Source organism: Mediterraneibacter faecis, from assembly GCF_055383675.1.
In genome coordinates this window covers 1,702,817-1,727,232 of record NZ_AP043803.1, presented here as the reverse complement: position 1 = coordinate 1,727,232, position 24,416 = coordinate 1,702,817, and the positions used below count along the sequence as shown (strand labels likewise).

The window sequence follows — 24,416 nt, the reverse complement described above, 5'->3', positions numbered from 1 at the left end:
AGTTTTTTATGATTGGCTGCCGGTTATAGTATTTTTTGACCGGCAATGCCAATTGTTTTCGTGGAGTTAGATAATTAATTAAGGAGATACACATGGCACAGTTGATAGATGGTAAATTAATCTCTCAGCAGATTAAAGATGAGTTGAAAGAAGAAGTAGCACAGTTTAAGGCAGAAGGCATTGATATTTGCCTTGCTGTTATTCAGGTGGGAAGTGATCCGGCTTCTTCTGTATATGTCAGAAACAAGAAAAAGGCATGCGCCTATATCGGGGTAGAATCCAGATCATATGAACTTCCGGAAGAGACTTCGGAAGAAGAACTGATTAAGTTAGTAGAAGAGTTAAATGCGGATGAAAGCGTAAACGGAATTCTTGTACAGCTTCCGGTACCGGATCATATTGATGAAGATAAGATCATCCGTACGATTTCACCGGATAAGGATGTGGATGGATTCCATCCTGTAAGTGTTGGAAGACTCTGGATCGGAGAAAAAGGATTTTTATCCTGTACTCCGGCCGGAATCATTCAGCTTTTGAAAAGATCGAATATTTCGATCGAAGGAAAAGAATGTGTGATCATTGGACGAAGCAATATCGTCGGTAAACCAATGGCAGCCCTTTTGCTTCGTGAAAATGGAACTGTAACCGTTGCACATTCCCGGACAAAAGATCTTAAAGAAGTAGCAAAACGAGCAGATATCCTGATTGTTGCAATTGGAAAAGAGCGTTTTATCACATCTGAATATATCAAAGAGGGAGCTGTTGTCATCGATGTAGGAATGCATCGTGATGAAGCGAACCATCTTTGCGGAGATATTGATTTTGCGGATGTTGAACCTCATTCTTCTGCAATCACGCCGGTACCGGGCGGTGTTGGTCCAATGACAATTGCGATGCTGATGAATAATTGCGTTGAAACAGTTCGTAAGTAGGAGGAACTTGTAAATGAGGTGTACACATTGCGGAGCAAATATACCAGACGATCAGTTGATTTGTCCCGTATGCGGTGCTGAAGTACAGATTGTACCAGATTATAACCCTCTGGAAGATGTACTCGCACGCGAAGTGAAAGGCTCAGTAGCCGGAGCTACACGTCAGATTCAGGCAGATGTAGTCCGAAGACAGAATGTGAGCCAAAACCAACAAAACAGAAATCGGCAAAATCAACGATCGAATCCTAATTCCACACGCGTCTTAAGCCAGGCGGAACTGGATAAAGTAAGAGAAGAGCGAAGAGAGCAGCTACGGCGCCAGAGAGCGCAAAGACAACGTCAGAAAACAGATGCAAAGCGTTATCAGGATGCGCGTCAGTCAACAGAGAATCTGCGCCGGACATCTACTGAAAGCAGACGCCTGCAGCAGATCAAAAAACAAGAAGCTGCCAGAAAAAAACGCCAAAAATTACTTACGGTTTTTTTCCTGCTCATTCTTCTGGTTGGTATCGGAATTTATATCGGATATCAGAATTCCTATACAGGCATGATCAAAAAAGGGAATGCCGCACTGCAGAATAGTAACTATACTTCTGCAGAGAATTATTTTAACAGAGCAATTATAAAGGATAAATCAAAGGCAGAGGCTTATACCGGACTTGCTAATATCTATGTTGCCCAGGATGATCTGGACAGTGCAGAGAGCGTCTATCTCAACGCACTGGAGACACAACCGTCGAATGTAAATCTCTATAAAGCTGCAGTAAAATTCTATGAGAAAACAGAACAGCCGAATAAGATTTCTGATCTCCTGCAAGATTGTGAAGATAAGAATGTATTATCTGCTATGAATGATTATGTTTCATCTGCTCCTGAATTCAGTTTGAAAGAAGGAACCTATGATGAAGTACAGCAGGTAACATTAACATCTGCTACAGGCGGAACGATTTATTATACAACAGATGGTTCTGATCCGACGGAGTCAAGTACAGAATACAAAGAAGCTGTTTTGCTTCAGTCCGAAGGTGACACAGAGATCCGTGCAATTGCTGTTAATAAAAAGGGAATACCAAGTGCTGTTTCCAGTGCAAAATATTCCATTGAATTTCCACTTGTAGACGCTCCGGCAGTTTCTCCATCAACCGGACAATATAGTACAGCCACTCAGATCACGATTACGGTACCGGATGGATATACGGCATACTACACGATGGACGGTTCAACTCCAACCGCATCCTCTGAGAAATATACTGACCCGATTGATATGCCAGAAAATTCACAAACAACTTTTTCAGCAATTCTCGTGAACGATAAAAATGGAAAAGCAACGGAAGCAACAACACGAAACTATATTACTACATATTAAGTAAACTGTGTAAAGTAACTAGAAAGCAACCTTGATTTTGGAAAATATTATGTAAATTTTCCAAAATAGGGTTGCTTTTTTTAGCATACAGAGTTATAATAATATCTGTTAAAAAAATAACAATACTACATAAAAAAGGAGAGATTTGTTATGAGTAGATTTTGCTTACCAAGAGACATTTATCATGGAAAAGGATGTCTGGAAGAACTGAAGAACCTGAAAGGAAAGAAAGCCATTCTTGTAGTTGGTGGCGGTTCTATGAAACGTCAGGGATTCCTGGATAAAGCAGTTAATTATCTGAAAGAAGGCGGAATGGAAGTTCAGCTGTTTGAAGGTGTTGAGCCAGATCCATCTGTTGAAACTGTTATGAAAGGTGCTGAAGCAATGCGTGCTTTCGAGCCGGATTGGATCGTTGCTATGGGTGGTGGATCACCAATCGATGCAGCGAAAGCTATGTGGGCATTCTATGAGTACCCGGAGATCTCCTTTGAAGACCTGATCACACCATTCAGCTTCCCGGAACTGAGACAGAAAGCTAAATTTGCAGCAATTCCTACAACTTCAGGAACAGCTACAGAGGTTACAGCATTCTCAGTTATCACAAACTATCAGACTGGTGTGAAATATCCACTGGCTGACTTCAACATCACACCAGATGTTGCAATCGTTGATCCTGACCTTGTTGCAGGACTCCCGGTTAAACAGGTTGCATATACAGGTATGGATGCTCTTACACATGCAATTGAAGCATATGTATCCACACTGAACGGACCTTTCACAGATCCACTTGCACTGCAGGCAATTGAGATGGTTCTTGATTATCTGCCAGGATCTTACAAATGTGATATGGTTGCAAGAGAGCAGATGCATTATGCACAGTGCCTTGCAGGAATGGCATTCTCTAATGCATTACTTGGTATCGTTCATTCAATGGCTCATAAAACAGGTGCTGCATTCTCTACAGGACATATTCCGCACGGATGTGCTAACGCAATTTACCTTCCATACGTTATCAAATACAACGCCAAAGATGCTGTAGCTGCAAAACGTTATGCTGAAATCGCACGCAGAATGGGACTTGCCGGAACATCTGAGCAGGCTCTGATCAACAGCCTTGTTGAGAAGATTGATGAGTTCAATGTAAGACTGAACATTCCTAAGACTCTGAAAGACTTCGGAATCAATGAAGAAGAATTCAAAGAAAAAGTTGACAAGATTGCAGAACTGGCTGTAGGAGATGCCTGTACAGGATCCAACCCACGTGCAATCGATCCGGCTGCTATGGCTAAACTTCTTACATGTACATACTACGGAACAGAAGTTGATTTCTAAAATCAAAAATTAATAAAGGTTTCAGTGTTCTTATAAAATAAGATAACGCTGTAAACTTGTCTTAAACAATACGGGTAGATGCATGAAATTGTGTGTCTGCCCGTATGTTTTACTTGAATTCATAGCTGAAGTGTCGTATTATTAACAAAGAGCGAGCTGTTATTGTTTACACAATGTTTGAAGACAATAACGTCGATTTATTTACAAGGAGGAGAAACATGTATAAGATATTAAAAGCTGAAAAACTGGCTGATAAGATTTATCTGATGAATGTTCATGCACCACGTGTAGCAAGTCACTGTCAGCCTGGTCAGTTTGTCATCGTTAAAATGGACGAGAAAGGCGAACGTATTCCGCTGACAATCTGTGATTATGACAGAGAAGCAGGAACAATCACAATCGTCTTCCAGGAAGTTGGAGCTTCTACAGTGAAAATGGGAGAACTCAAAGCCGGAGACAGTTTCCGTGACTTTACAGGACCGCTTGGATGCGCTTCTGAGTTTGTTCATGAAGACCTGGAGTCCCTTAAGAATAAGAAGATGCTGTTTGTAGCCGGTGGAGTTGGGGCTGCTCCGGTTTACCCACAGGTAAAATGGTTGAAAGCACACGGAATCGATGCTGATGTTATCGTTGGTGCTAAGACAAAAGATATGCTGATCCTTGAAGATCAGATGGAAGCTGTTGCAGGTAATTACTACCCATGTACAGATGACGGTTCCTACGGACACGCCGGAATGGTTACAACTATGGTAGAAGAACTTGTAAACAACGGAAATAAATACGATGTCTGCGTTGCAATCGGACCGATGATCATGATGAAATTCGTCTGTCTCTTAACAAAGAAACTTGAGATTCCGACAATCGTCAGCATGAACCCGATCATGGTAGACGGAACAGGTATGTGTGGTGCCTGTCGTCTTCAGGTTGGTGACGAGATCAAATTTGCATGCGTTGACGGACCAGAGTTCGACGGACACCTTGTTGACTTTGATCAGGCAATGAAGAGAAGCCAGATGTACAAATCTGAAGAAGGACGCGCAATGCTGAAGCTTCAGGAAGGCGATACACATCACGGCGGATGCGGACATTGTGGAGGTGACGAATAATGGCTGATATGATGAAAAAAGTACCTGTAAGAGAGCAGGATCCAAAAGTACGTGCAACAAACTTTGAAGAAGTTTGTCTCGGTTATAACAAAGAAGAAGCAATGGAAGAGGCTACAAGATGCCTTAACTGTAAGAATGCAAAATGTATCCAGGGCTGTCCTGTATCCATCAACATTCCGGCATTTGTCCAGCAGGTAAAAGAAGGAAATATCGAAGAAGCTTACAAGATCATTGGTAAATCCAGTGCACTTCCGGCTATCTGTGGACGTGTTTGCCCGCAGGAATCCCAGTGTGAAGGAAAATGTATCCGTGGAATCAAAGGTGAGCCTGTTTCTATCGGAAAACTGGAGCGTTTCGTTGCTGATTATGCACTTGAGAACGATATCAAACCAGAAGGCGCAGAGACTATGAACGGTCACAAAGTAGCTGTTATCGGTTCTGGCCCGTCCGGACTTACATGTGCCGGAGACCTTGCAAAACTCGGATATGATGTAACAGTATTCGAAGCATTACATGAGCTCGGTGGAGTACTTGTATATGGTATTCCTGAGTTCCGTCTTCCAAAACAGAAAGTCGTTGCGAAAGAGATCGAGAAAGTAAAAGAGCTCGGTGTTAAATTCGAGACAAATGTTGTTATCGGTAAATCCACAACCATCGATCAGCTGATGGAAGAGGAAGGATTCGAGGCAGTATTCATCGGATCCGGTGCAGGACTTCCAATGTTCATGGGAATTCCGGGAGAGAATGCAAACGAAGTATTCTCTGCAAATGAATACCTGACAAGAAGTAACCTGATGAAAGCTTTCCGTGAGGATTACGACACACCGATCGCTGCCGGTAAGAAAGTAGCCGTTGTTGGTGGTGGTAACGTAGCTATGGATGCTGCAAGAACAGCTCTTCGTCTCGGCGCAGAAGTTCATGTAGTATACAGAAGAAGTGAAGCAGAGCTTCCTGCAAGAGCAGAAGAAGTTCATCATGCAAAAGAAGAAGGAATCATCTTCGATCTTCTTACAAATCCGAAGAAGATCAATGTTGACGAGAACGGTAATATCACAAGCATGACAGTGATTAAGATGGAACTTGGTGAGCCAGATGCATCCGGAAGAAGACGTCCGGTTGAAATCGAGGGATCCGAGTACGACATCGAGGTTGATACAGTTATCATGTCTCTTGGTACATCACCGAACCCGCTGATTTCTTCTACAACAAAAGGTCTGGAGACAAACCGCAGAAAATGTATCGTTGCGGAAGAAGAGAACGGACAGACATCTAAAGAAGGCGTATTTGCCGGAGGAGATGCTGTTACAGGAGCTGCTACAGTTATCCTTGCTATGGGAGCTGGTAAAGCAGGTGCCAAAGGTATCGATGAATATCTGAGAAATAAATAATAGAAGGAAGATTGTATATAGGAGCATAAGCTTCTTTGAGAAAATCGGAATTTGAAAACAGAATATCCTGACAGGATACAGAAAACTCTGTGCTTGTCAGGATATTTTTTATATATTAAAAATGAATTTGTCGTGTTATAATTTGAGGGAGACAACGGAAAAGTTTTTGTGACATACAGCAATTTTGCTCAAATCAGATGACAACCTGTTCGAAGATATGGTAAAATAATAAACCAAATATTTGCAAATTTCAATAAACCTAAGAAGCAAAAATCTATTTTGGGGGAAATATAAACATATGACGAATTATAACAGCAATGACAATCGATTTGATGGAAGATGCTTCCTTGAAGATGTTGAGATAAAGTTACAAAAACGACTGGAAGAAATAGGGCAGTCTCTCTCTGATGGACAGAAAGAGATTGATAACATGCAGGAATATTACTGGGAAAATTATACGGAGATGGATGAATATGGTTACGAAGATTATGATAATCAGCAAGCACTTCTGCATCAGGTCAACGCTAATAATGAGAAGCTGCAATTAAAGCATAGATTTGAGAAAATGTTAGATGCACCTTTTTTCGGACGTGTTGATTTTATGTATGATGGAGATGACGAACCGGAACCGTTTTATATTGGAATCGGAAATTTCGCTGCAAAGAACGGCATGCAACCATTGATCTACGACTGGAGAGCTCCAGTCAGCAGTTTGTTTTATGATTATGATAAAGGGCCGGCAAGCTATGAGGCTCCTGCCGGAAAACTGGATGGAGAGATTCTTTCAAAATGGCAGTTTAAGATTCAGAATGGAGAACTTGTCTATGCCTTTGAGAGTGATACAAAGATCGATGATGATATACTGAAAAAAGAACTTGGAACAAACAGTGATGTAAAATTAAAAAATATCGTCCGCACGATCCAGAAAGAACAGAATGCAATTATCCGAAATACAAAAGATCAGATCCTTGTAATCCAGGGAGCTGCCGGAAGTGGAAAAACTTCGATTGCTTTACACCGAATTGCATATCTTTTATATCATGAACGCGACACTCTGAAATCATCCAACATACTGATTCTTTCACCGAACAGCGTATTTGCAGATTATATCTCACATATTCTTCCGGAATTAGGAGAAGAGAATATCCGTGAGATGAGTTTTGATCTCTACGCCTACAAAGAGCTTCGGAAAGGTGTTTCTGCTGATTGCGAAGACAGATATGATCAATTAGAACGCAGAATGAGATTTCCAGATCAAGAATCACAGGATCGTTTTGACTGGAAACAATCAAAAGCTTTCATTGGTGAGATCGAAGGATTTCTTGCAGTTTTAGAAGATCGTCTGATTGAGTTTAAGGAAGTCTATTTCCGCGGGATGACATTGACGGAAGAAGAAATGATTGAACTGTTTTATTTCAAATTTACAGAGACTCCTCTTTTAAATCGTATGGATGCCATAAAAGATTATTTCATTGATTCCTGGGAAACTTTAAACGGAAGAAATATTTCAGATGATGATCAAGAAACACTTCAGATGAAATTCGATAAGATGTACAAAACAAAAGACATTTATGCCATCTATAATTGGATGTTAGAAGACTGCGGGTGTAATTTGCTGCCAGACGTCCTTTATGAGAAAAGAAAATTACCATATGAGGATGTATTTCCTATGCTGTATCTGAAATATCGCCTGTCAGGTGGCAATTCTACTCATAAGAATATCAAACATTTAGTAATCGACGAGATGCAGGATTATTCTTATCTGCAATATACAATTTTAGAAATGCTATTCCACTGCAGAATGACTATCCTTGGAGACCGTGCACAGACCCTGGATACAAAGCAACAGGATGTATTGAGATTTCTTCCCAAATTACTTGGACGTGAGATCCGAACGATTGAAATCAAAAAGAGTTACCGGAATACATTAGAAATTGCCCGGTATGCAGAAAAAGTCAGTGGAGTATCTGATCTTGAGTTACTGGACCGCCATGGGAAAGAAGTAGTAGAAAAGACATTTAACACAGATACGGAATTGCTTGATGAACTTGTCTGTCATTTAAAATGTCCGGGAGACTTTGAAACTGCTGCCCTGATCACAACAACAGAAGAGGAAGCTTTTGACTTAAGCCGTCTCCTGCAACTTCGTGGTATCAACGTATCCTATGTGGATCGTAACAGTTCCGCATTTAAGAAAGGCCTCACAGTAACCACATTTTATCTTGCAAAAGGGCTGGAATTTGACCAGGTTTTCGCACTTCGCGGTGCAAAAGAAAATCCGCTTAAAAATCAGGCGGAATATATTTGTGCAACAAGAGCTCTTCACGAACTCTATGTTTACGAAATTGCTGACAGCTTATCAAAATAACAGTTGACAGGCATGCATGATTAAAATTTATTCAGAAAGAACAGAAAAATGAAGATTACATTAATAACCGTAGGAAAGATAAAAGAAAAATATCTGCGAGATGCGATCGCAGAATACAGCAAGCGATTAAGCCGATACTGCAAACTGGAGATTATAGAAGTAGCTGATGAAAAGACACCTGACCATGCAAGTGATGTCGTGGAAAATACAATTCGCGACAAAGAAGCTGAGCGCATTATGAAATATGTAAAAGAGGATGCCTATGTGATCACGCTTGAGATTAACGGAAAACTTCTTAGTTCCGAAGAACTTTCTGCAAAGATCAATCAGCTTGGAATCCAGGGGACAAGCCATATCACATTTATCATTGGCGGATCCATTGGTTTGGGCAAAGAAGTGCTCGCAAGATCGGACTATGCATTAAGCTTTTCCAAGATGACCTTTCCACACCAGTTGATGAGGGTCATTCTGTTGGAGCAGATATATAGAAGTTATCGGATCATCAACGGTGAACCATATCATAAATAGAAATCTGTCACAGAAAACAACTGGTATAGGACATCGTGATATATTCATATACTGATGACAAAGGATTTTTATATAAAAACTTCAATGAACAGAGAGCAGATCAAAGAAAAGATGATATCCGCAATGGATCTCCCAAAAGATGTGATTCAGAATGCTTCTGTTATAACCATTTTAGGCCGAAATGAATTATGCATTGAAAATTATCGAGGCATTATTGAATACACAGATACACTGATCCGTGTGCAGACGCGGGCAGGACAGATCCGGATTCAGGGAAAACGACTCCGGATTCAATATTACACAAATGATGAGATGAAAGTATCTGGAACATTATCATCTTTAGAATTTACCGAGGGGAGGAATCCGGGGTGATTCATTGCCTGATCCGCTACTTGTCCGGTTATGTGAAGATTCAGATCAAAGGATACTCCCCTGAACGATTTCTGAATCTCTGCTGTTATCACCGCATCCGATTCTGGGGATTGACCCGTATCGGAACAAATTATGAATTATACTTGAGTTTATCTGATTTTCGAAAGCTTCGTCCCTATGTCAGAAAAACACATACAAAAGTCATACTAAAAAAACGGTATGGCTTTCCTTTTTTTCTTTCTCGCTATCGAAAAAGAAAACTATTCTTTATCAGCATCTTCCTATGCATTTTTCTAATCAATTGTTACTCACAATTTCTATGGGATATTCATTTTCAGGGAAATAAAAGATGGACCGACACGACCTTAACAACATTTCTGAAAGAAGAGGGGATTTATCCTGGAATGCAAAAGAAAAATGTAGATTGTCAAGGGATTGTCAAAGCCCTTCGAAAAGAATATAATGATATCGTTTGGGTATCTGCTTCTCTTGACGGCAGCCGATTAAAAATACAGATAAAAGAAAATGAAGATGCGTTTCCTATCATCTCATCTACTCAGGCAGATAAGAGTAACAAGACAGATCCTTTACCTGCTGATCTTGTTGCTTCTACTGATGGAATCATTACAAAATTAATTACACGCACCGGCATTCCCCAGGTACATATCGGGGATTCTGTAACAAAAGGAACTTTACTTGTATCTGGGCGGATTGACATCCTGGATGACAGTGGTGAAATTACCGGATATCAATATACGCATGCCGATGCAGATATTTTCGCTGATACACAGATTTCTTATCTGGATACAATTTCCTGTTATCATAATAAAAAAGTATATACAAAAGAAACAAAAAAGTCCGGATTTATTCAAATCGGATCTGTCCGGTTAGAAACATGGAAACCGAAACCATCTGACCGTTCTGAAAAACTTTGTATAGAGCATCAGTTAAAACTGGGAGAAAATTTTTCACTTCCTGTTTTTTATGGTCATGAAACAATAAAAAAATACAGCTTCAAGAAAATAAAATATACAAAAAAAGAGATACAGACAATTTTAAGCAGTCGATTTCGCTATTTTTGTAAAGATTTAGAGGAAAAGGGTATTCAAATTAATGAAAAAAATGTTAAGATATATATATCTGCCGAAAAGGCAACGGCTTCAGGTACGCTCTATCTGAATCAGCAGATTGAAGAGGAAACAGAGACCGAAAGAATAACTTTAGAAAGGAACGAACCGGATGAGTCTGTCGGAACTGATCATTGATATTCCGGCTGAATACGAGATGAATGTATTTGGCCAGTTTGATACTTATATAAAGAAAATAGAAAGAACTTTTCATGTCACATTGATTTCACGTGACGGTGCAACTAAGATTGTAGGAGATACAATTGCTGCACAGAAAGCCCAGCGTGTACTTACACAGCTTGTGGAACTTGCTAAACGAGGAAATACGATTACGGAACAGAATGTAGACTATGCAATCTCGCTCGTATTTGAAGATCAGGAAGAAGCCCTTGTTTCTATTGATAAAGATCTGATCTGTCATACACTACAGGGAAAACCAATCAAACCTAAAACATTAGGTCAGAAAAAATATGTTGATGCAATTCGTAATGGAATGATCACTTTCGGTCTCGGACCTGCCGGAACAGGAAAGACCTATCTTGCGATGGCAATGGCAATCACAGCATTCAAACGCGAAGAAGTAAGCAGAATCATCCTGACGCGCCCGGCAATTGAAGCCGGAGAGAAGCTTGGATTTCTTCCGGGAGACCTGCAAAGCAAGATTGATCCGTATTTAAGACCTTTATATGACGCGCTTTATCAGATCATGGGAGCTGACAGTTTTCTTAAGAATTCTGAAAAAGGATTGATTGAGGTTGCTCCTCTGGCATATATGCGCGGGCGTACTTTAGATAATGCGTTCATTATCCTTGATGAAGCACAGAATACAACGCCGGCCCAGATGAAGATGTTCTTAACAAGAATTGGTTTTGGATCCAAAGTTGTCATTACAGGTGATTCTACGCAGAAAGATCTTCCGTCCGGAACAATATCCGGACTTGATGTTGCTGTAAAGGTTGTAAAAGATCTGGAAGGGATCAACATCTGTACGCTGACAAGCAAAGATGTTGTAAGACATCCATTAGTTCAGAAAATTGTAAAAGCATATGAGGACTATGAGAAGAAATCGTCCAGACCGAGAGAAAACAGGAGGAAAAAAGGATGAGTCTTTTTATCGAAGAAGAGGGGAATATAAAGTTAGACTTTGATACAGAAGAGATTGCCGCATTAGTTATTGACGCTGCATTAGAACTTGCAGACTGTCCTTATGAAGCAGAGATCAATCTTCTTTTGACTGAGAATGCCCAGATTCACGAAATGAATCTGGAACAACGTGGAATTGACCGCCCAACAGATGTACTTTCTTTCCCTATGATCGAATACGAAGAACCGGGAGATTTTTCCATGATTGATGAAGAAAGTGCAGAAGCCTTTAATCCGGAATCCGGAGAATTGATGCTTGGTGATATCGTTATCTCAAAGGAAAAAGTGTTATCCCAGGCTGAAGAATATGGACATTTACCCAAAAGAGAGTATGCTTTCCTGATTGCACACAGTATGCTTCACTTATTTGGATACGATCACATGGTTGATGAAGAGCGTGTTGTTATGGAAGCAAAACAGAAAGAAATCATGGAAAAAGTCGGTATTTTCCGCTGATTGGATACATATATTAAATAGATTTTAAGGAATGGGACACTAGGAGGAAGTTATGTCTGAAACTGAGGCACAAACAACGAAAAAACGAACGAAAAAGGATGATTATATTGTCCAGGGTTCGATACTTGCAGCAGCAGCTGTACTTACAAAAATCATAGGCGTAGTCTACAGGATTCCGCTGACGAATATTTTAGGAGATGAAGGAAACGGATTTTATGGATATGCCTATCAGGTTTATGCAATCGCTCTGATGATTTCATCATTCAGCCTTCCGACTGCCGTATCCAAGCTGGTATCGATCCGACTTGCAAAGCGTCAGAGACGAAATGCATTCCGTGTATTTATCTGTTCTCTTGCTTTTGCAATCGGTGTTGGATTATTCATCTCGCTGACAATCTTTTTGGGAGCAGGACTGATTTCAACACATTTAATGAAATCTCCACTTAGCGTTTACGCACTGCGGGTTCTTGCCCCGGGACTTCTGATTGTTGCAGTTATGGCTGTTATCCGTGGATATTTCCAGGGAATGGGAACAATGCTTCCAACAGCTATCTCACAGATCATTGAGCAGGTATTTAATGCCGTGATCAGTATTGTCGGCGCAAGTGTCCTCTTTGGTATCGGAACAAAAGCAGGAGAAAAATCCGGAGAGGAGCTTCTCGGACCTGCTTACGGTGCTGCCGGAAGTACACTTGGAACGGTTGTCGGCTCTTTATCTGGATTGTTATTTCTTTTGTTTGTCATTTTTTTATATAAAAATGTGATACGCAAACAGCTTAAAAGAGACCGCACCCAGAATGTTGAAAGTTATTCTTTCCTTCTGAAAGCATTACTTTTAACAGCAATCCCCGTTGTATTCAGTACCGCTGTATATAATATTAACCAGATTATCGACCTTACAATCTTTAATCATGTTATGGAGTCACAAGGCTATGTAGAGAAAGAATACATGGCTCTTCAGGGTATTTACACCGGTAAATACGACACCCTGATCAATGTCCCGATGGCAATTGCAAATGCACTTGGAACATCTCTTGTGCCAAGTCTTACAGCTGTTGTTACAGCAGGTACAAAAAAACAGGTTCACAGTAAGATTAACCAGACATTACGTCTTACAATGGTAATTGCTATTCCGAGTTGTATCGGTTATTTCGTACTTGCTTCCCCAATTATGGTTCTGCTGTACAATGACTCCAGTGCAACACCGGCACATCTATTGATGGCAGGAGCTATCGTTGTTGTACTGTATGGACTTTCCTCTGTAACGAATTCCATTCTTCATGGATTAAACTACATGACAAGTCCCGCAAAGAATGCTGCAGCAGCTCTTGGGATTCATCTGGTAGCATTTGTACTGATGATGACTGTATTCAAGATGAACGTCTATGCACTGGTGGGTGGAAATATTGTATTTGCACTTGCAATGAGTATTTTGAACCTGCTCAAGATTCGAAAAGTCAGCGGTTTCAAAATCGATTTTGTAAGCACTTTCGGAAAACCATTCGCTGCAGCAGCAGTGATGGGCATTGTAACTTTCGGCGTATTCAGACTGTTTGATACACTGATCGGCGGTCGTGTAATTCCAGTATGCATTTCACTGTTTGTAGCAATACTTGTTTATGCGGTTTTTATGTTGAAGATCGGAACACTTTCTGAAGATGATATCCTTGATCTTCCAATGGGTGAACGTATCCTGAGAATTTCTAAGAAATTCCATCTGCTTCCAGCCGTAAAAGTAGAAGAATAAAAAAAATAAAAAAGCCAATACTGTATGAAAAAAGGAGCGATTTGCGATGAAAAAATACATGATTGGCTTTTTTTCTGTTTTATTTCTGATTACCGGATGTTTGATTGCAGGTTATCAGGTTAGTTACAACAATCTACTGGAAAAGGAAAAAGCTATAGAACTGACTAAAAATGAAAAAAATGATTCCATTCAAACCAGACGCAGTTCAGCCAAAGGAGAGTCTGTTTCAGATGATGCCTATTATCTGAAAGAGCTGCATGGATATGTTGCTGTCTATCTGCAAGATGGGACAACCCTTTACGAAACAACCAGCCTATCCGTAAATAATCTGCCGGATGAAGTACAACAGGATCTGAAAAATGGAATCTATCTTAAGTCTGCCGAAGAACTGTATGGTTTTCTTGAGAATTATTCCAGTTAAAAAAGTGGACGAAGTGCACAGAATCGTGTATAATACAGAATCAGCGGAGTGATTGACACGGGAGTGAACAGTAAAGAATATCGCAACATTAAACGGAACAAGAAAAAGGAGAGAGATAGACAATGGAACAAAAGAAGATTGATCGCATCAATGAATTATATAAAAAATCAAAAGCGGAAGGACTCACTCCGGAAGAAGCGAAAGAACAGAAGATTCTTCGTAAAGAATATATGGAACTTATCCGGGTGAACTTAAGAAGCCAGCTGAACAATATTGACATGGAACAAAAAGATGGAAGTATTGTTAATCTTGGTGAGAAGTATGGCGAAAAATATATGAACAAGAAAGGAAACTAGGATCATGTTACAGAATTTACCACAGGATCCTGTCATCCTTCTGAGCGTCATAAATACAAAGCTCAGAGATTTTTATCCATCACTGGATCAGTTATGTAAAGAGATGGAAGTGAATAAAAAAGAACTTACAGATAAATTAGATCTGATTGACTATGCTTATGATGCATCCTGCAATCAGTTTGTATAAAGGAAATGAGAATGAAAGAAATAATTGAAAATGTAAAGCTGGTGGAGAATGCTCCGTTGGAAGAGCCTGCACGCCAGTATTATTTTATGGAAAAAGCAAAAGAATATGTTGCTGAAATGTCTGAGAAACTGGGGCGTCCATTAACTGCGTGTGTGACGACATTTGGTTGTCAGATGAATTCGAGGGACTCTGAAAAACTGCTTGGTATTTTAGAGAAGGTTGGGTATGCAGAAGAAACGGATGAAGAGAAAGCGGATTTTGTAATCTACAATACCTGTACTGTTCGTGAAAACGCAAACCTTCGTGTTTATGGACGTCTTGGACAACTTGGTTCCATTAAGAAAAAGAATCCACATAAGATGATCGCACTTTGCGGATGCATGATGCAGGAACCGGAAGTTGTTGAGAAACTAAAAAAGAGCTACCGCTTTGTTGACCTTATTTTCGGCACACACAACATTTACAAATTTGCAGAACTTTTAACATCTGCAATACAGTCTGACAGAACAGTCATTGATATCTGGAAAGATACAGACAAGATTGTAGAAGATCTTCCGGTTGAAAGAAAATATCCATTCAAATCCGGTGTAAATATCATGTTTGGATGTAACAACTTCTGTAGTTACTGTATCGTACCATATGTGCGTGGACGTGAAAGAAGCCGTGAACCGAAGGCAATCATCCGTGAGATTGAACGTCTTGTTGCAGATGGTGTTGTAGAAGTCATGCTGCTTGGACAGAATGTCAATTCTTATGGAAAGAACCTTGAAGAACCGATGACATTTGCACAGCTTCTTCAGGAGATTGAAAAAATTGAAGGACTTGAAAGAATCCGTTTCATGACTTCACATCCGAAGGATCTGTCAGATGAATTGATTGAAGTGATGAGTAAATCAAAAAAAATCTGTAAACATCTGCATCTTCCGGTTCAGTCCGGAAGCAGTCGGATCCTGAAACTTATGAACCGTCATTATAACAAAGAACAGTATCTTGCACTTGCTGAAAAAATCCGCAAAGCAGTTCCGGATATATCACTTACTACAGATATTATTGTCGGTTTCCCGGGTGAGACAGAAGAGGACTTCCAGGAGACTCTTGATGTTGTAAGAAAAGTCCGCTATGACAGTGCATTTACTTTTATTTATTCAAAACGTACCGGAACACCTGCTGCTGTAATGGAAGATCAGATTCCGGAAGACGTTGTAAAAGATCGTTTCAATCGTCTTTTACATGAGGTTCAGACAATTTCCGCAGAACAATGTGCAATTCATGAGGGAACGGTACAGACCGTTCTTGTAGAGTGTGTCAATGAACATGACAATCACCTGATGACAGGTCGTATGAGCAACAACCTGCTCGTTCATTTCCCAGGGGATGAAAGCCTGATCGGTCAGCTGGTTGACGTTCATCTTGATGAATGTAAAGGATTTTACTATATGGGAAGAATAGAGAGTAACTAAATATGGGGATTGTTGTAATTGGGGCAGTTTTTATCGATATCAAAGGATATTCGATCTCACCGTATATTCCTGCCGGAAGAAATGTAAACAAGAAGGAGTTCCATTCGAAGAAAGAGTTCTTATGAATTATGATCATCCGGATTCTCTGGAAACAGATCTTCTGGTAGAACATTTAAAAGAATTAAAAGCCGGAAGAGCAATTGATTGTCCGGTATATGACTATAGTCTTCATAATCGTTCTGATGAAGTGATTCGAATCGAACCAAAACCTGTAATTCTCGTAGAAGGAATTCTTCTTTTAGCCGATGAACGGATTCGTGATCTTCTGGATATCAAAATCTACGTAGAGGCTGGCGCAGATGAACGAATTCTCCGCAGAATATCCCGAGATGTGGAAGAGCGCGGAAGAGATCTTAACGGTATCATTAAACAATACCTGACAACTGTAAAACCAATGCATTATCTGTATGTAGAACCAACACGTTCCAAGGCAGACATCGTGATCAACAGTGGAAAAAATGATGTAGCATTCGATCTATTTGTATCGAAAATCGAACAGCTGTTGGATGAAATGAATCAATAATTAAGTAAGAAAAAATGCATGAGTATGAAACTAAAAATCATACACATGTATTTTTTCGTTTATTTATCATATAACAAGTGAAAAGCAAACTTGTTCATGTTATAATTGATTCAAAGAAAAATGGTAAAAATACTTTGCCAAACTTGATAAAATAGCGAACAATGAGGCAGTACACTAGCAGGAGGGCAGAAAAATGTTTAACACAGAATGTAAAAAAACAGTTTCAAAAATGATCCTATCATTCATACTGATTACGGTAACTCTATTGTCCGGCTGTCAAAAGAATACCATCAATTCTGCTATTGAGTTTGGAACTATAGATGTGTCTGAAATTGATAAAATCGAACTTTCTGGCACAACAGGTGGAAAAGATGGAAATTATTCCTATACATTGTCTGATCAGGAAAAGAAGGAGTTCGTCCATTTGCTAAATCAAGTTGAGCTTGGTGATGAAGTTGATAAAAATCAAGCATTATCAAGTGGAGCAGTTACTTACTATAAGCTTTATTTCCAAGGAAAAGACATCGTTACACTCTGTCCGGGACATTATTTCGGTGTTGATGAAAAGTATTATGAGTTTGTTAATTTCGATAAATTGTGGGATGAATTTGTCACTTTCAATAGTAAACAAGATACCTCTCAGCAAGACAAATGGGATTGTTCTGTTACTTGCGCAGAAACCTCTGAGACAAATAACTATGTAGTTACATATTCTGATAAAAAAGTATTCTCCCAAACTGGAATACTCACCTTTCAAAACAGCAATAATTTCAATATTATTGTTCATCTACAAATACCGGATGAAGAAGAAAGAACAGCAGAAATTCCAGCGGGCGGTGTTAGTTCCTTGTATCAGATATCCCAAAACAAGGCATGTACTGTAGGTGTATACGCTGATGTTCCTGAAAATGAAACGATAAAATTAATGGTCTATGATGGAGCTGTAGCAGATTTGAATTCAAGTCAGGAAAAAGAACAAGTATATTTTGATGCAACTGTTCTTGAAGTAAAGAAAAAATCAATTAAGGTAAAATGTTCAGAATCCTTTGATAGTGGTATTCCTGTTGATGAAGAATTCTCTGTAACAACGAATAGAGTAGAAAGTGGTGAGCTCCCTGATTTGAATGCCGGTGACCATATTCGTATTGCATTTGATGGCATCATCAAGGAAAGTTATCCTCTGCAACTTGGAAAAGTCTTTGCTATATATCTTCTAGATGAAAACGGAAACGTGTGAAGTCCGTAGTCTGAAAGGCTCCTGCAGGAGCCTTTCGTTTTTTTATGTCCCAAACCAATATATTTTATGGCCATGATAGGAATGCGTGTTCGAAGTATGTTATACTGATACTGATTATGTAAGGCGAGGTGAATTCAACTTATGATAAAAATTGCAATCGTTGACGATGAAGAACAGACAAGAGAACAAATTCTCCGGACTCTAAAGGAAAATATACAGAAACAACACGAAGTAGAGATTAAACTATATGCATCCGGAGAAAGTTTCTTTGAGGAAATTCAGAAGGGCGAAACAACAGATATTTTATTTACAGACATTCAGATGCAACAGCTGGATGGAGTGGAACTGGGGAAATTGGTCCGAAGGATTTGCCCTGACATGTACATTGTCTTCATTACATCTTATGAAGAATATGCGGCAGAAAGTTATCGGATCGAAGCATATCAGTATATTTTGAAACAGGATCTAGAATTTCGTCTTCCCGGAGTTGCTGAACAGCTTATTGAAAAGCTGCAAAAACAAAAGAAAGAATTCTGTATTATAAAAGACGGTACAGAACAGGTGAAATTGCTTTATAAGGATATTCTTTATCTGTATAAATCCAAAGGTGCTAAGTATGTAAATTATGTTACTACCCAAGGCGTTGTGAGGGAACGAACTTCTTTGGAAAATGCGTTGAAAATGTTAAATAATAAACAATTTCTTCTGGTGGAACGTGGATACGCTGTTAATATAAAGCAGATTTGCAGAGTAAGTGGTGACACTATCTATCTCGAAAAAGGATATGAAGTACCGGTAAGTAAGGCAAGACTTGCAGAAGTAAAGCGAGAAATCAATCTCTACTGGAGGAATTCGTAACAATGGACACACTTGGAATATGTATTGGACTGAATTTTCTTGAAACCTTCCTTTTCTATTATCTGTTATTCGGAACAGTTATAGACAGAAAGACTCTGAAAACGAAAGATAAATGGATTCTCTATTTTGTTTTAATCGTCACTTCAACAATTATTTCTGTATGGGTCAAAAGATCTGTGTTTAGTCCTTATGGATACCTGTTGACAATTTTGATTTTGGTTTTCGGAAGTTTCCTTGCCTATCGAAAGAAATTGATTCTTCTTACAGGGATCGCATCTATGTATGAAGCAGCAATGACATTATTTTTATATGTCATTGCTTACCTTCTCGCATTTATTTATGGGAATCAGGCAGAAAACCCTCAGATTTTATTTTTCCGTTACCATGAAAATGAAGTATTTTGTGTGATACAAAGCCTGTTATTAATTATTTCCTTTTTTATCATTTTCAAAATAAGAAGCTGGAAGAAGAAAAAAGACATAGAAGCATTTCAATGGGTATTTGTTTTATGTGGTGTACTGTTATCAGCACTCGTTTTGGAGTATCAGAAACTTTTAAAGTATGGACTACTGTACTCCACAGCTGGAATTCCGGTGATTCAGGATGTCTTAAAAGGAAGTCTCATCAGTTTTCTTACTATGATCGTGCTTGTCAGCGTCATGACATTTCTTATATGGAAAAACAGAAACATAACGGGACAAAATACATTTCTTCTGATGAAAGAAGAGATGGAGAAGCAAAAGTATGAGGAAATAAGAGCTTCCATCGAGCAGAACAAAGAACTGGTTCATGACACAAAGAATCATTATCTTGTGATCAGTGAATATATGAAAAATCAGGAATATGAAAAACTGGAAAATTATGTAGATGAAATCAGAAGAAATTTCGTAAGAATCAATCCACAGATTTATACAGGAAATCATGTAGTGGATCTGATTCTTGGGCAAAAGCGAATCCTGGCAGTACAAAAAGGGATTGACTTCCAATTGGATGTAACACCACTATCCAGTCTGACGATGGAAGAAAGAGAGATCTGTTCACTCTTTGGGAATCTGTTAGACAATGCCTTGGAAGCCTGTGAGAAAGTGACTGATAAAGAACGTAAGAAAATCAGTATAAAGATTGAGCAGCACATGCAAATGTTGTTTCTTGAAATTAAGAATGGAACCGATAAGCTTCCTGCCAAATCAGGACATACTTTTCTGACTTCGAAGCAGGATAAATCTCTTCATGGATATGGATTGAAAAGTGTGGAACGGATTGTTACACGATATGATGGAGATCTGGCCTATGAAATGGAAGATGGAATGTTTGTTGTTTCAATAACATTTTTCGATTTATAAATACTCATGTCCAGTAATCCAGTACTTGAAGGCCATCCGCTTGCAGTACTTTCACCACAAGATTAAACTGAATATAAGAAAAAAAACTGTTCCAAATTTTCAGGATACGAAATTCGTATCACACAAACAGGAATGGAAATGGAGGAATGATGCCATGACGATTAAGAAAAAGAGAACTAAAATCATTTTACCATCGATTCTGACAGTCAGTCTTACTTGTGGTCTGTTACTTACGGGATGTCAGAAGACACCTGACCAGAGTGCAGTTGTCAGTAAGGCCGGAGGATTAAGCGAGGATGTAATTGCAGAACCATTGAAAGATGGAGAGACACAGACACTAGATCTGCCGGAACACTGGGACACAACAGTAACATGGAGTAATGACCGCGGAGTTTTTCGCGCAGATCAGAAATTAGAATCTGTTACGACAGGAAATCTTCCGGTGATTGAAGTCAGTCAGAAAAAACTGGAGCTTGAACAATTAAAAGAACTGATTTCCTATTTTGCAGGCGGAGAGACTTTGTATCAGGCGCAGGAACTTACCAGAGAATACTATCAGAACCTCTTAGATAAGATTAAGAACAGGGAAGGATTCTATGCTGACAAAAGTGTGGAGTATGATTTAACAGGGTTTGAAAAGTTAGTGGAAGAAGTTCTTCCTCTTGCGCCGGAACAAACACCATTGCAAGAGATTGGACAGATTGAGTACACATCAAAAAAGACGGATCCGGCGTATGAAGCAGAAAGAAAATCACTGGAAGCTGACGGATATGATATTCTTCCGGATACCACAAAGCAGGATGGAATGGAGATTCATTTTCAGGCAACGGTTGGTGCAGATGCAAAAGGTACGATCAATGCAGAAACTTACGATCCGGAAGCAGGAAATTATAGTATTTTCTCCTGGTCAGAAGGAAATGGGATTGAACTGGCAACTATTGAAAACTATCTGGCAAGAGAGAATCGCACAGCCGAATATGGAGTTCCTGCAGGAAGCGTAAAAGAATCTTTTATGGAGAAACTACAAACACTGAAAGACCAGATGAAAGAAACCACTCTCTTAGAAGAGACAGCAGAAGATGAAGCTGAAAAAGTTCTGAAAGATCTGAACCTCGAAAATATGCAGTTGTTGTCATCAGACAAAATCCTCTGGTATGCACAGTCTGATTATCCGGAAACCACTATATTAGAACAACAGGAAGCATTATGGAATGCTGATCCAAATCTTGGAAAAACAGGTTATCAGCTTACTTACGTTCCTTCTGTTTCCGGATTAAAAATAAATCAGGATAAAACAGGATATTTAGATGATAGTGGATTTGCATATGCACCTTCCATGCCGGTAGAGCAGATTTATATTGTAGTGACAGAAGATGGGATTCGCTCCTTCAAATGGAAGGGCATGAGTCAGGAAGAAAAGGTAGTTACAGAAAATGTAAAACTCCTTGCATTTGATGAAATAGAAAGCCGTCTGATCGATCAGGTGAAATATCTTTACCCTTCCAGTCAGCCTGCTGAGGACAAGATGATATTTGGTTATGATGTTGCAACTGTCGAACTGGGATATACTTATATACCGGCATATAAGAATCCACAAAATGCCTGGCTGGTTCCGGCATGGTTTTTCACTATAAGCGAGAGTACAGATACAACTGCCGAACTTGGAACAGCCGGAAGAAAAAGAGAAGGATATCAGACCGACTACATTGTATTAAATGCAACAGACGGTGGAAGAATAGGTTCTTATTGGAGATGATAGAATATGAAGCGAAGACATCTTTTTAGAACAGAATTGAAATATGACTTTGGAAATCGAAGATTTTATATCTCTGTACTGGCATTGTGTGCGGTTCTTTTGATTGTTGCACTTCCTTATCGAAATCATCTGATCGCTTTCGGTGGATCAACAGAAGGGAAAGCCTGGTTATGCACCTTCAACTATGCAATCACTTCAGAAAAAGCCTTGCTTTTCTTTCCACTGTTGGTTCCTCTGGCAACAGCCGCAGATATACAGGAAGAATTACACAGCCGCTATGCATGGTTTCTTATTAACCGAATAGGAAAAAGAAATTATATTTGGATGAAAAGTTTTGGAGTCGCATTCACAGGTGGTGCCATTTCCGTTTCAGCGGCAGGAATTGCATTGGTTGTTTTTATAGTTATCTGTAGAAATATCCCGACTCTGAATACTTTGCAAAATATATCAGAGGTAATAAGTAGCACAGGAATTGGATTTATCCGACTTTTTCTAAATGGAGCATTGTGGTCTTTATGCGGTTCACTGACAGCAGTTTTGACTAAAAATAAGTATCTGAGCTGTGCTGTTCCATTTATTTTATATTATGTACTCACAGTGTTTCAAGAACGCTATTACCGCAATTATTTTTTCCTCAGTCCAAAGCAGTGGGCAAGCCCGGCATATTATGGAAACGGATTCTGCCTTCTGGCTCTGCTTCTGATTAGCAGTCTTCTGGCACTGGCTTTGCGTAAATGCGTGGTAAGGAGAGTGGTTGCATGAAAAAATCGCAATTTAAAACGGACATTCATCAAATCTTTCTTCTAACAAAAAGAAATTTCTCTGACTGGGGCAAAAATCCAAGAATCTGGATGACTTTTGCATTAGGCTTTGTACTTTGTCTAATGTTGACAAATCAGATTTTAGAGCAGGCACAGACATTCCAGACACCGGTGCAGATGTTCGAGCCACTGATCTGGACTTTCGGTGATGCGCAGTCTGTGATGCTTTCGTCTCTTTTGCTACTGTTATTATTTGCAGATATGCCTTTTGTAAATCAGATGACGCCTTATTGGCTAATCCGGACGAAGCGAAGCGTATGGATGGCAAGTCAGATACTGTATGTAATCCTGGCTACTTGCCTTTATACCGTCTTCCTTTGCCTGACAGAACTTCTAATTGCAAGTCCTTGGGCTTATGTTGGAAATGTATGGAGCCAGACTGCTGCAAGCATTGGATATGGAAGCAATAATCATCTTACGGTTCCTGTATCAATAAAGACAATGGAAATGACAACACCATATAAATGTGCAATCTGTGTTGTATTTCTTATGCTTTTTTATTCATTATTTATTACTTCCGTCATGCTTGTATTAAATCTACAGAAAGGAAGAGCCGGAGGCGTTGTTGGAGCACTCTTGATAAATCTTTATGGAATTCTTCTGACTCCGGATATTTTTCAAAAAGTTTTTCATCTGGGTGGTGGGCTTTCCTATCGGGCAAATGTTCTTTGCGGATGGTTATCGCCCTTAAATCACGCAACATTTCCAATGCATAATTTCGGATATGATTATTTGCCACAAATAAAAATAAGCATCCTGTTATTCCTTGCAGTGATATGTATTTTGCTTTTCATCTCGAGAAAATGTATTAAACGATATAATTTTACATTTTCTCAGGTTGATGAATCCTGACTGAATAGAGGAGGAAAATTATGAAAGCTGCTGTGAAAGTTAAAAATCTAACAAAATCTTTTGGGAAAGAAAAAGTATTAAAAGGAATCAGTCATACCTTTGAGGCAGGAAAAATCCACGGAATCATGGGATTCAACGGCTCCGGTAAAACAGTAATGTTCAAATGCATCTGCGGTTTTCTTCAACCTGACAGAGGGAGCGTATATGTCTATGGAAAAAGAATTGGAAAAGATATTGATTTTCCGGAAAATACCGGAATGATTATTGAGAGTCCGGGATTTCTTCCATATATCAGTGGATATGAAAACTTAAAACGACTTGCACAACTTAACAGAAAAATAGGAGATACTGAGATCCGGGATGCAATCGCAAGAGTTGGTCTTGATCCGTTTTCTAAAAAGAAAGTAGGTCAATATTCACTCGGGATGAGAGAACGCCTTGGAATTGCACAGGCGATCATGGAGCGGCCAAAATTATTAATTTTAGACGAACCATTCAATGGATTGGATAAAAGAGGCGCACAGGATGTCTGCGAACTCTTTGTTGAATTGAAAGAAAAAGGGACAACTATTCTGTTAGCTGCACACAATGTGATGGAAATGGAATGGTTGTGTGATACAGTGTGCGAAATGGATGCCGGACAGTTAGAAGTTGTTTATGAAAAATGAAATAATAAT

Annotated in this window: 24 protein-coding genes and 1 pseudogene; all 25 read left to right on the top strand. The window is 39.3% G+C overall.

The window, feature by feature from the left end; all coding sequences use genetic code 11:
- Nucleotides 1-92: 92 nt before the first annotated feature.
- The 25 genes and pseudogenes from folD (at nucleotide 93) to ACZ47Z_RS08045 (ending at nucleotide 24,407) form a co-directional block, all read left to right on the top strand.
- Nucleotides 93-932, top strand: a complete 840-nt coding sequence (gene folD / locus ACZ47Z_RS08165) for a bifunctional methylenetetrahydrofolate dehydrogenase/methenyltetrahydrofolate cyclohydrolase FolD (RefSeq protein ID WP_464525437.1) — start codon at nucleotides 93-95, stop codon at nucleotides 930-932.
- A 13-nt stretch (nucleotides 933-945) separates the two neighbouring features.
- Nucleotides 946-2,298: a chitobiase/beta-hexosaminidase C-terminal domain-containing protein gene (locus ACZ47Z_RS08160; protein WP_054751226.1), complete on the top strand. Its 1,353-nt coding sequence runs from the start codon at nucleotides 946-948 to the stop codon at nucleotides 2,296-2,298.
- A gap of 150 nt (nucleotides 2,299-2,448) precedes the next feature.
- Nucleotides 2,449-3,630 carry an iron-containing alcohol dehydrogenase gene (locus ACZ47Z_RS08155; protein WP_015529272.1) on the top strand — a complete coding sequence of 394 codons (1,182 nt, stop codon included), beginning with the start codon at nucleotides 2,449-2,451 and terminating at the stop codon, nucleotides 3,628-3,630.
- 218 nt (nucleotides 3,631-3,848) lie between these two features.
- Nucleotides 3,849-4,736 carry a sulfide/dihydroorotate dehydrogenase-like FAD/NAD-binding protein gene (locus tag ACZ47Z_RS08150; RefSeq protein WP_015529271.1) on the top strand — a complete coding sequence of 296 codons (888 nt, stop codon included), beginning with the start codon at nucleotides 3,849-3,851 and terminating at the stop codon, nucleotides 4,734-4,736.
- The gene (gene gltA, locus ACZ47Z_RS08145) at nucleotides 4,736-6,124 is read left to right on the top strand and encodes an NADPH-dependent glutamate synthase (protein ID WP_054751225.1); all 1,389 of its coding nucleotides are present in this window, start codon (nucleotides 4,736-4,738) and stop codon (nucleotides 6,122-6,124) included. The genes ACZ47Z_RS08150 and gltA overlap by 1 nt, the downstream gene beginning before the upstream one ends.
- Nucleotides 6,125-6,422: 298 nt before the next feature.
- Nucleotides 6,423-8,492, top strand: a complete 2,070-nt coding sequence (locus ACZ47Z_RS08140; RefSeq protein WP_464525436.1) for a HelD family protein — start codon at nucleotides 6,423-6,425, stop codon at nucleotides 8,490-8,492.
- Nucleotides 8,493-8,540: 48 nt separating this feature from the next.
- Nucleotides 8,541-9,020 carry a 23S rRNA (pseudouridine(1915)-N(3))-methyltransferase RlmH gene (gene rlmH, locus ACZ47Z_RS08135; RefSeq protein WP_015529268.1) on the top strand — a complete coding sequence of 160 codons (480 nt, stop codon included), beginning with the start codon at nucleotides 8,541-8,543 and terminating at the stop codon, nucleotides 9,018-9,020.
- Between the two features lie 84 nt (nucleotides 9,021-9,104).
- A complete protein-coding gene (gene yqfC, locus ACZ47Z_RS08130) occupies nucleotides 9,105-9,392 on the top strand; it encodes a sporulation protein YqfC (RefSeq protein ID WP_117541321.1) in 288 nt (95 codons plus the stop codon).
- Nucleotides 9,389-10,657 (top strand): sporulation protein YqfD, encoded by a 1,269-nt coding sequence (locus tag ACZ47Z_RS08125; RefSeq protein WP_464525435.1) that lies wholly within the window; start codon nucleotides 9,389-9,391, stop codon nucleotides 10,655-10,657. Before yqfC ends, ACZ47Z_RS08125 begins: the two co-directional genes overlap by 4 nt.
- Entirely contained in the window at nucleotides 10,632-11,624 is a 993-nt protein-coding gene (locus ACZ47Z_RS08120) for a PhoH family protein (RefSeq protein ID WP_015529266.1), read from the top strand. The genes ACZ47Z_RS08125 and ACZ47Z_RS08120 overlap by 26 nt, the downstream gene beginning before the upstream one ends.
- On the top strand, nucleotides 11,621-12,118 hold the full coding sequence (gene ybeY, locus ACZ47Z_RS08115) for an rRNA maturation RNase YbeY (RefSeq protein WP_464525434.1): 498 nt from the start codon (nucleotides 11,621-11,623) through the stop codon (nucleotides 12,116-12,118). Before ACZ47Z_RS08120 ends, ybeY begins: the two co-directional genes overlap by 4 nt.
- 52 nt (nucleotides 12,119-12,170) lie before the next feature.
- The gene (locus tag ACZ47Z_RS08110; RefSeq protein WP_464525433.1) at nucleotides 12,171-13,865 is read left to right on the top strand and encodes a putative polysaccharide biosynthesis protein; all 1,695 of its coding nucleotides are present in this window, start codon (nucleotides 12,171-12,173) and stop codon (nucleotides 13,863-13,865) included.
- Nucleotides 13,866-13,911: 46 nt separating this feature from the next.
- Nucleotides 13,912-14,286 carry a hypothetical protein gene (locus ACZ47Z_RS08105; RefSeq protein ID WP_054751224.1) on the top strand — a complete coding sequence of 125 codons (375 nt, stop codon included), beginning with the start codon at nucleotides 13,912-13,914 and terminating at the stop codon, nucleotides 14,284-14,286.
- Nucleotides 14,287-14,408: 122 nt separating this feature from the next.
- Nucleotides 14,409-14,642, top strand: a complete 234-nt coding sequence (locus ACZ47Z_RS08100) for a DUF896 domain-containing protein (protein ID WP_015529262.1) — start codon at nucleotides 14,409-14,411, stop codon at nucleotides 14,640-14,642.
- 4 nt (nucleotides 14,643-14,646) lie between these two features.
- On the top strand, nucleotides 14,647-14,829 hold the full coding sequence (locus ACZ47Z_RS08095; RefSeq protein ID WP_020437024.1) for a DUF4250 domain-containing protein: 183 nt from the start codon (nucleotides 14,647-14,649) through the stop codon (nucleotides 14,827-14,829).
- Between the two features lie 11 nt (nucleotides 14,830-14,840).
- On the top strand, nucleotides 14,841-16,289 hold the full coding sequence (gene miaB, locus ACZ47Z_RS08090; protein WP_238013356.1) for a tRNA (N6-isopentenyl adenosine(37)-C2)-methylthiotransferase MiaB: 1,449 nt from the start codon (nucleotides 14,841-14,843) through the stop codon (nucleotides 16,287-16,289).
- A 2-nt stretch (nucleotides 16,290-16,291) separates the two neighbouring features.
- On the top strand, nucleotides 16,292-16,414 hold the full coding sequence (locus ACZ47Z_RS08085; protein ID WP_264292605.1) for a hypothetical protein: 123 nt from the start codon (nucleotides 16,292-16,294) through the stop codon (nucleotides 16,412-16,414).
- Nucleotides 16,378-16,872: pseudogene (udk, locus tag ACZ47Z_RS08080) on the top strand (uridine kinase); the annotation flags it as partial. The gene ACZ47Z_RS08085 and the pseudogene udk, both read left to right, overlap by 37 nt.
- A gap of 193 nt (nucleotides 16,873-17,065) precedes the next feature.
- Nucleotides 17,066-18,109, top strand: a complete 1,044-nt coding sequence (locus ACZ47Z_RS08075; RefSeq protein ID WP_464525432.1) for a hypothetical protein — start codon at nucleotides 17,066-17,068, stop codon at nucleotides 18,107-18,109.
- Between the two features lie 141 nt (nucleotides 18,110-18,250).
- On the top strand, nucleotides 18,251-18,967 hold the full coding sequence (locus ACZ47Z_RS08070; RefSeq protein ID WP_464525431.1) for a LytR/AlgR family response regulator transcription factor: 717 nt from the start codon (nucleotides 18,251-18,253) through the stop codon (nucleotides 18,965-18,967).
- A gap of 2 nt (nucleotides 18,968-18,969) precedes the next feature.
- Complete coding sequence (locus tag ACZ47Z_RS08065) at nucleotides 18,970-20,310, top strand: sensor histidine kinase (protein ID WP_054751223.1); 1,341 nt, start codon at nucleotides 18,970-18,972, stop codon at nucleotides 20,308-20,310.
- Between the two features lie 154 nt (nucleotides 20,311-20,464).
- Nucleotides 20,465-22,066: a DUF6034 family protein gene (locus ACZ47Z_RS08060; RefSeq protein ID WP_054751222.1), complete on the top strand. Its 1,602-nt coding sequence runs from the start codon at nucleotides 20,465-20,467 to the stop codon at nucleotides 22,064-22,066.
- Between the two features lie 6 nt (nucleotides 22,067-22,072).
- Nucleotides 22,073-22,828: a hypothetical protein gene (locus tag ACZ47Z_RS08055; RefSeq protein WP_288598148.1), complete on the top strand. Its 756-nt coding sequence runs from the start codon at nucleotides 22,073-22,075 to the stop codon at nucleotides 22,826-22,828.
- Entirely contained in the window at nucleotides 22,825-23,739 is a 915-nt protein-coding gene (locus ACZ47Z_RS08050) for a hypothetical protein (RefSeq protein WP_117826243.1), read from the top strand. The genes ACZ47Z_RS08055 and ACZ47Z_RS08050 overlap by 4 nt, the downstream gene beginning before the upstream one ends.
- Nucleotides 23,740-23,759: 20 nt before the next feature.
- The gene (locus tag ACZ47Z_RS08045; RefSeq protein WP_054751219.1) at nucleotides 23,760-24,407 is read left to right on the top strand and encodes an ABC transporter ATP-binding protein; all 648 of its coding nucleotides are present in this window, start codon (nucleotides 23,760-23,762) and stop codon (nucleotides 24,405-24,407) included.
- Nucleotides 24,408-24,416 lie beyond the last annotated feature (9 nt).